This is a genomic window from Aneurinibacillus danicus (genome assembly GCF_007991215.1).
In the GTDB taxonomy this organism is placed as follows: domain Bacteria; phylum Bacillota; class Bacilli; order Aneurinibacillales; family Aneurinibacillaceae; genus Aneurinibacillus; species Aneurinibacillus danicus.
Genome location: NZ_BJXX01000037.1, coordinates 1 through 6,111 on the forward strand (window position 1 = coordinate 1; position 6,111 = coordinate 6,111).

Here is a 6,111-nt window from a genome sequence, read left to right on the forward strand (position 1 = left end):
GATTTTCACAGAAAAATGGAACACGTTTGAACGTTGCCGCCCCTGTTCAATTATCATATAATTACATTTGATAAACTTTTTACTATTGTCGGCATATACATGATGATTCCGCCCACGAAAGCATGTTAACATATGCAGTAAATACAACTCACAGGAGGCAAACACATGGCACAACACGGAGACTGGACGTTTCTGTATGATCATACGGAAGAGACAAAAACAAGATACGTAAGCTTTATGGGTGAAGAAGCCCGCCACGATATCGCAATCATTAAAACGAAAAACTTTTACGGCAAGAGTCTGGTACTCAACATTCTGACGCACCGAATGGCGATTCTCGGCCAGAAAGATCTGGATGAGCCGGGCTATTTGGAAGAAGCGTTCAACATAACAGAAGCGGAAGCGAAGGAGTTGCGGGAGTTCCTGTATTTAAGCATCTGATTCCTCTGCATAAGCTGTATACTTTAGTAGATACTATCCCTATCCTTTATTTATTCACGAAGGAGGGGATTTTTTGTTTTGGAGAAAAGCGCTGCCGGATAAGAAGGAAGAACAATTTCGCCCGCTGAAAACGGAAGAGAGCGTAATTCATACGCGCTATCCGGAAGAATTCCCGGAAGGTCCGTATGGTACGGCCGCGTTCGCGCACCCGTTCCTGGGTAAAAGTTCGTGGGATACCGGAGAAAAGGCTCAGTCCGCGTTTGCGTATGAATATCGTTCGTTGCATGAAGGCATTCCACGCCAGGATCCCGGAGGACATCCGACGCACGACAACCCTGCGGAGAACGAAGAGCCTATGCTCAATGAAGTAAAAACGGGCACGACTCATGAACAAAGAGAATAGCTGAAAAACGGGCATCCATGTCAGATTTCCTTTTCTGCCATCATGCCCGTTTTTACTCTGTTTACTCTATATGCGCAGGTTGTTTTTCCCTGTTGTCCTTCTGCTCTTTCGGCTTGCCGCGGCGGGAGCGGGGACGGCGCTTATCCCGACGTTTGCCATCCTTGCTTCGGGGCTGCTTCTCGTCCGCTTTATCTGCCAGCTCTCCGTCTTCCAGCTGTTCGATTTCTTCCGTCTCTTCCAAGCGGCTTGCCTGCTTCACTTTCTTTAACAAGAAATATCCGCAGCCGAAATTGCAATATTCTATAATATATTCGTCAAAAAAGCTAATTCGTGCATCGAACGGCGCTTTGCGATTCGTATCTTCGTACAAGCCCTTCAACCGAAGCTGACCGTATCCCCAGTCGCCCACGATGTAGTCGAACTTGGCCAGAACATCACTGTACCGCTCTTTGAATGCTTCCTGGTTGAACCCGTTTTTATTTTCCTCAATCAACTCGTAGACCTGGTCCTGGACCCGTATCACTTCAGTTGCCTCCTCTCCGGCCACCGTAACACTATGGTGGCGCGCGACTCCTATTTTACCACAATTTCTTGCACGGCACACAAAATTCCCACGAAAACTCCCGCCACCTCCGGGCAACCTACAGGATAGGAGGTGGAACAATGAAAAAATTCTTCTCAGTGCTTTCCGCAGTAAGCCTTGCCGTTTCGCTCGCTGCCTGCTCTCCTGCGGCGGATAATGCCCGCACGAATCAATACCGCCCAATGAATGTCGGGCCGAATAACCCGACCGGTACCATAACGGGTTACGATAAATATCACCGTTACAACAATGCTATCGGCTACAACAATGTTGGCGATGGGCGCTACGATACGTACCGTAATGGCATTATTAAAGACCAGACGAACTATCGCCCGAGTGCTCTGCGCGATTCAAGGGACAGAATCATGCGCACACAAGGCATGAATGATCTGGGTGTCAACAATAATGGCCAGCGCATGTATGGCACAGCAGGAACGTATGGTACAACCGGACTGTATGGCACAAACGGTATGACGGGATATAACGCGCAGCAGTATTCTATTTATAAGCCGTACACCCAAAATTACAACGTAATGACACGCAGCAACCAGCCAAACATTGGCTATGCTCACCTCGGTGATAATCAGACAGCTACCGGCCGTACGTACAACGGTACGACTGTGCAGAACCGGACTGCACCGAACAACAGCACACTGTATCAAGGAAGACAGGCCAATTACGATATGGCTACACCAAACGTCTATGTCGACCGCCAGATGCTGGCTTCGGCCGTAGCCCGGGTAGCCAAGCAGGTGCCTGGTGTCAAACGCACAACGGTTCTTACAACGGATAACCAGATTTTCGTCGGCTGCGATACTTCCGGCTTAAGCCCGGCTAACGCCCAGAAAACACTGGAGAAAGTGCAGAAAGGCTGCGAAAACGTATCTCCGCGTTACTACAAAGTGTACACAACAAACGACCAAAATGTAATTACAAAAGTACACAACAATGCGATGCAGATGGGTACGAAAACCGACCAGCAGTTCGAACAAATGATTGGCCACCAGGCCAATACCATGCACAAACTGTCGACGAACAACGAGTCGAACAAATCCAGTACCAGCAAGTCCGGTATGCCGATGCAAATGCATCACATGAAGAAATAACGACAAGCCCCGCCGTGTTACGCGGCAGGGCTTGCTTTCGTTATAGCGCTTTAGCAGCCGATTCAACCTGCTCGTGTGCATGATAGGAGCTGCGCACAAGCGGGCCGGATTCAACATGTTTGAAGCCGCGCTTCAACCCTTCTTCTTTCAGCTTCGCAAATTCATCCGGATGGTAAAACTTCTTAACCGGCAGGTGTTTGGGTGTCGGCTGCAAGTACTGACCGATCGTTAAAATGTCAACATCCATACGACGAAGATCATCCATCGTCGCAATAATTTCCTCTATTGTCTCCCCAACGCCAATCATGATGCTCGATTTGGTCGGAACATCAGGTTGGAACTCTTTGGACTTGGACAATAATTCCAGCGTCCGGTTATACTTCGCCTTGGACCGGACACGGTCTGAAAGGCGTTCCACCGTTTCAATATTATGATTTAAGATGTCTGGTTTGGCATCCATCACAGTCTTCAGCGCATCCCAGTTGCCCAGGAAATCAGGAATTAATACTTCAATACTACATAAAGGGGCCCGCTTGCGAATCGCTCGAATCGTTTCAGCAAAAATTAATGCGCCGCCATCTTTCAAATCATCGCGCGCTACGGAAGTTACGACGACATGCTTAAGTCCCATCTGCTCCGTCGCTTCCGCTACGCGTTCCGGCTCAGCTAAATCAAGTTCGGTCGGCAGGCCTGTTTTGACCGCACAAAACCGGCACGCGCGCGTGCACATATCACCTAAAATCATAAAAGTGGCGGTACGGTTCGCCCAGCACTCATATATGTTCGGACAGCGCGCTTCTTCACAAACTGTGTGCAGCGTCTTGCCACGCATCATCCGCTTCAACTCTTTGAAGTTCTCGCCCGTATTCAGTTTGATTTTCAGCCACTCCGGCTTCCGTTCTGCCATGAAGCGCTCATCTCCATTCTTTTATCGTTTTCCTTCTTCCCTATTGTAAAAAAGCGCGGCCGGTAAAGCAATTCCAAACGTCTCCGCAATGGGCCATAACCTGTGCGTAAGGCTACGGTTTCCACATATAAAACCAGTTCTGCTGCGCACACTAAGGCGAAGACTTTTCATCTTGGGAGGATGTTATGTGGTACAAAGCATTACTTTTTCTTATTGTTTTAAGCCTGTTCCCGATTTCAATTCCTGCTCATGCCGCCTCTTCCGGAACATCGGAAACAGCAGCCTTATATCGGGAACGGCAATTGCTGTTTGAACACATGCAAGCCATTACCGGCATTCCGTGGTATTACCTGGCAGCGATTGATCAGTATGAGCGCAGCATCCATAAAAATCCAAAGAAGAAAGAGGCCGAAGGAAGCGCCGCTTCTTCTGCACGCAAAATTGGCATTGCCTTCACACCCGAAGTATGGTGTGGCTTTCTTAATCCTAATTCCGATGATACCAATCCGGCAAGCATCGCGTTTTTCGGCGGCCTGGGCAAAGACGGAGACGGGGACGGCAAAGCCAGTCCCGATAATGACCTCGACGCCGTTTATACGATGGCCAGCTATCTAAGCGGGTTCGGTTATACGGAGGACGACATCCGCATCGCACTGTGGAATTATTATGCCCGGGATAGAAACGTAGAAATCGTCTCTGAGCTGGCATCCCTTTACCGCTACCATAACCGTCTGCACCTGGTCGGTAGTGCGTTTCCTGTTCCGCTTCACTATAGTTACAGCTATCGCAGCACCTGGGGAGACCCGCGCGGCTGGGGAGGACGGCGTATTCATGAAGGGACGGACATTTTTGCCGGTTACGGCACACCTGTCCGCGCCACCAGGCACGGCGTTATCGAGACAATGGGTTGGAACCCTTATGGAGGCTGGCGTGTCGGCATCCGCGATATTGATTCGCTGTATCATTACTACGCCCATCTCAACGGCTTCAATAAGAAATTTAAAGTCGGAGACATTGTACAACCCGGGGATATCATCGGCTATGTCGGTAGCTCGGGCTACGGAAAACCTGGCACCTCCGGCAAATTCCCGCCGCATCTGCATTATGGTGTTTATCGGGATAACGGCAAAGCGGAATACTCATACGATCCGTATCCTTTGTTAAAGCGTTGGGAAAGAGAAGAGTACAAAGCAAAGAAAAAGAAGAAAAATAAAGGAAGTGAGTAAGCCATATGCGTAAATTTCTTCATCTTTCACTTCCTATTCTTGCTTCTGTACTGCTCTCTTTTCTCCTCTTGTTTCCTTCTTCCGGGTCTGCGCTGGAAGACGAGGTATTCATCGAAATCAATAAATCGACCAACCGGCTCACTATTTTTTTAAATGACATTCCCGTCTATGTGTTCCCTGTAGCGACCGGAAAAAACAAAAGCTTGACGCCGGAAGGAGAATTTACAATCGTTACACGAATAGAAAAACCATGGTACCTGCCGAAAAATGTGCCTGGTGGAAGTCCGAAGAACCCGCTGGGCACACGCTGGCTGGGGCTAAACGTACCGGGGACAGGTGGTTATAAGTACGGCATCCATGGTACGAATAACCCTGCCAGTATTGGTCATCATGTAAGCCAGGGCTGCATCCGTATGCAGAATAAAGATATTGAATGGCTTTACCGCAATATTCCGCTCGGTACGCGGGTTGTCATCAAAAGCAATGCACCTCCCCATAAGCAAAAATAAATCTGCCCTACAGATGCAGGGCAGATTTATTCATGTTTTCCTGCAATAGTATACGAATGCCGGAAGAAAGTTCAGCGGTACATATTTGATGATGATGTCATCGAAAACGGCACGCAGGTATTTGCGCATCTGCAGAGAGAACTGGAACATGATGAAATAGCCGCCGGGCTTCAGACAACTGTATATCATTTCTATTAACTGCTCGTTTTGTTCTTTGGAAAACCAGGATACGGGAAGCGCCGAAATGATGCAGTCCAACTGTCCGGTATTTTGTTCCTGCAGCACTTCAGACAGCGTGAACGCATCCGCATATACCGGAACCTGCCGAAATTCATTCCGCAGGTGATGCTTTAAATTCTCCTCGTTTTCAAACACGACCAGCGATTTGATGGAAGGGCAGTTGTGGACGAGCGCCCGGGTCAGCACACCTGTACCGGCTCCCAGCTCAGCCGCAGTTACAGGACCGATTTCATTAATATGCCTCACGATATGGTTAACAAGAAACCGGGAGCTCGGAATAACGCTCGCAACCTGGAGCGGGGAACGCAGAAAGCTTTTCAGAAAAAGCACTTTATCCATATACGTTTTTCATCCTTTTCTCCAATTTATCGTTAGTTAGCATTATGTAACTATCGCTTACTTATACGTTATTCTTCTCTTACCCGTTGTTTCAAGATAACCAAACATAACCGTTATACTTTGACCTTCTCCCACGGCTGAAGCACGTGGGATTCTTTCCTGCGAACACCTCGCGTACCGGCAGGAAGTTTTCCCGCAGGCAGAGGCCAGGCTATGGGCAGGCAACACGGCAGGATTACCACGCTTCTGCGCGGGCGAGGTCGTCGCCATCTACGCCGTTCCCCCGGCGATACTTCTTGTTCCAGATCGGTTGTTTGAATACGACGCTTACGTCTGTCACTGGCATCGGATACTTTC

8 protein-coding genes are annotated in these 6,111 nt (G+C 48.8%); 5 read left to right on the forward strand and 3 right to left on the reverse strand.

All coding sequences use genetic code 11. The features are described 5' to 3' along the window. Window positions 1–165 precede the first annotated feature (165 nt). Complete coding sequence (locus tag ADA01nite_RS03990; protein WP_146808616.1) at window positions 166–441, forward strand: DUF3055 domain-containing protein; 276 nt, start codon at window positions 166–168, stop codon at window positions 439–441. A 73-nt stretch (window positions 442–514) separates the two neighbouring features. Continuing rightward, window positions 515–844, forward strand: coding sequence for a hypothetical protein (locus ADA01nite_RS03995; protein ID WP_174760589.1), 330 nt, complete (start codon window positions 515–517; stop codon window positions 842–844). 61 nt (window positions 845–905) lie between these two features. Here the strand turns inward: ADA01nite_RS03995 and ADA01nite_RS22940 are convergent, their stop codons facing one another. Beyond that, the gene (locus ADA01nite_RS22940; protein ID WP_146808617.1) at window positions 906–1,367 is read right to left on the reverse strand and encodes a YutD family protein; all 462 of its coding nucleotides are present in this window, start codon (window positions 1,365–1,367) and stop codon (window positions 906–908) included. A gap of 140 nt (window positions 1,368–1,507) precedes the next feature. Between ADA01nite_RS22940 and ADA01nite_RS04005 the strand changes: the two genes are divergently transcribed. Further along, the gene (locus ADA01nite_RS04005) at window positions 1,508–2,533 is read left to right on the forward strand and encodes a YhcN/YlaJ family sporulation lipoprotein (protein WP_146808618.1); all 1,026 of its coding nucleotides are present in this window, start codon (window positions 1,508–1,510) and stop codon (window positions 2,531–2,533) included. A 40-nt stretch (window positions 2,534–2,573) separates the two neighbouring features. Here the strand turns inward: ADA01nite_RS04005 and lipA are convergent, their stop codons facing one another. Next, window positions 2,574–3,440 carry a lipoyl synthase gene (gene lipA, locus ADA01nite_RS04010; protein WP_146808619.1) on the reverse strand — a complete coding sequence of 289 codons (867 nt, stop codon included), beginning with the start codon at window positions 3,438–3,440 and terminating at the stop codon, window positions 2,574–2,576. Between the two features lie 185 nt (window positions 3,441–3,625). Here lipA and ADA01nite_RS04015 point away from each other — a divergent pair, with 185 nt between their 5' ends. Together ADA01nite_RS04015 and ADA01nite_RS04020 are read left to right on the forward strand one after the other, a co-directional pair. Further along, entirely contained in the window at window positions 3,626–4,666 is a 1,041-nt protein-coding gene (locus ADA01nite_RS04015) for a M23 family metallopeptidase (protein WP_146808620.1), read from the forward strand. 5 nt (window positions 4,667–4,671) lie between these two features. Beyond that, on the forward strand, window positions 4,672–5,175 hold the full coding sequence (locus ADA01nite_RS04020; RefSeq protein ID WP_146808621.1) for a L,D-transpeptidase: 504 nt from the start codon (window positions 4,672–4,674) through the stop codon (window positions 5,173–5,175). 30 nt (window positions 5,176–5,205) lie between these two features. Here ADA01nite_RS04020 and ADA01nite_RS04025 read toward each other — a convergent pair whose 3' ends face one another. Continuing rightward, window positions 5,206–5,754 carry a class I SAM-dependent methyltransferase gene (locus tag ADA01nite_RS04025; protein ID WP_146808622.1) on the reverse strand — a complete coding sequence of 183 codons (549 nt, stop codon included), beginning with the start codon at window positions 5,752–5,754 and terminating at the stop codon, window positions 5,206–5,208. Window positions 5,755–6,111 lie beyond the last annotated feature (357 nt).

Coding starts and splice junctions, on each gene's coding strand:
- ADA01nite_RS03990 (WP_146808616.1), top strand. CDS start 166: ATGGCACAACACGGAGACTGGACGTTTCTGTATGATCATACGGAAGAG.
- ADA01nite_RS04005 (WP_146808618.1), top strand. CDS start 1,508: ATGAAAAAATTCTTCTCAGTGCTTTCCGCAGTAAGCCTTGCCGTTTCG.
- lipA (WP_146808619.1), bottom strand. CDS start 3,440: ATGGCAGAACGGAAGCCGGAGTGGCTGAAAATCAAACTGAATACGGGC.
- ADA01nite_RS04015 (WP_146808620.1), top strand. CDS start 3,626: ATGTGGTACAAAGCATTACTTTTTCTTATTGTTTTAAGCCTGTTCCCG.
- ADA01nite_RS04020 (WP_146808621.1), top strand. CDS start 4,672: ATGCGTAAATTTCTTCATCTTTCACTTCCTATTCTTGCTTCTGTACTG.
- ADA01nite_RS04025 (WP_146808622.1), bottom strand. CDS start 5,754: ATGGATAAAGTGCTTTTTCTGAAAAGCTTTCTGCGTTCCCCGCTCCAG.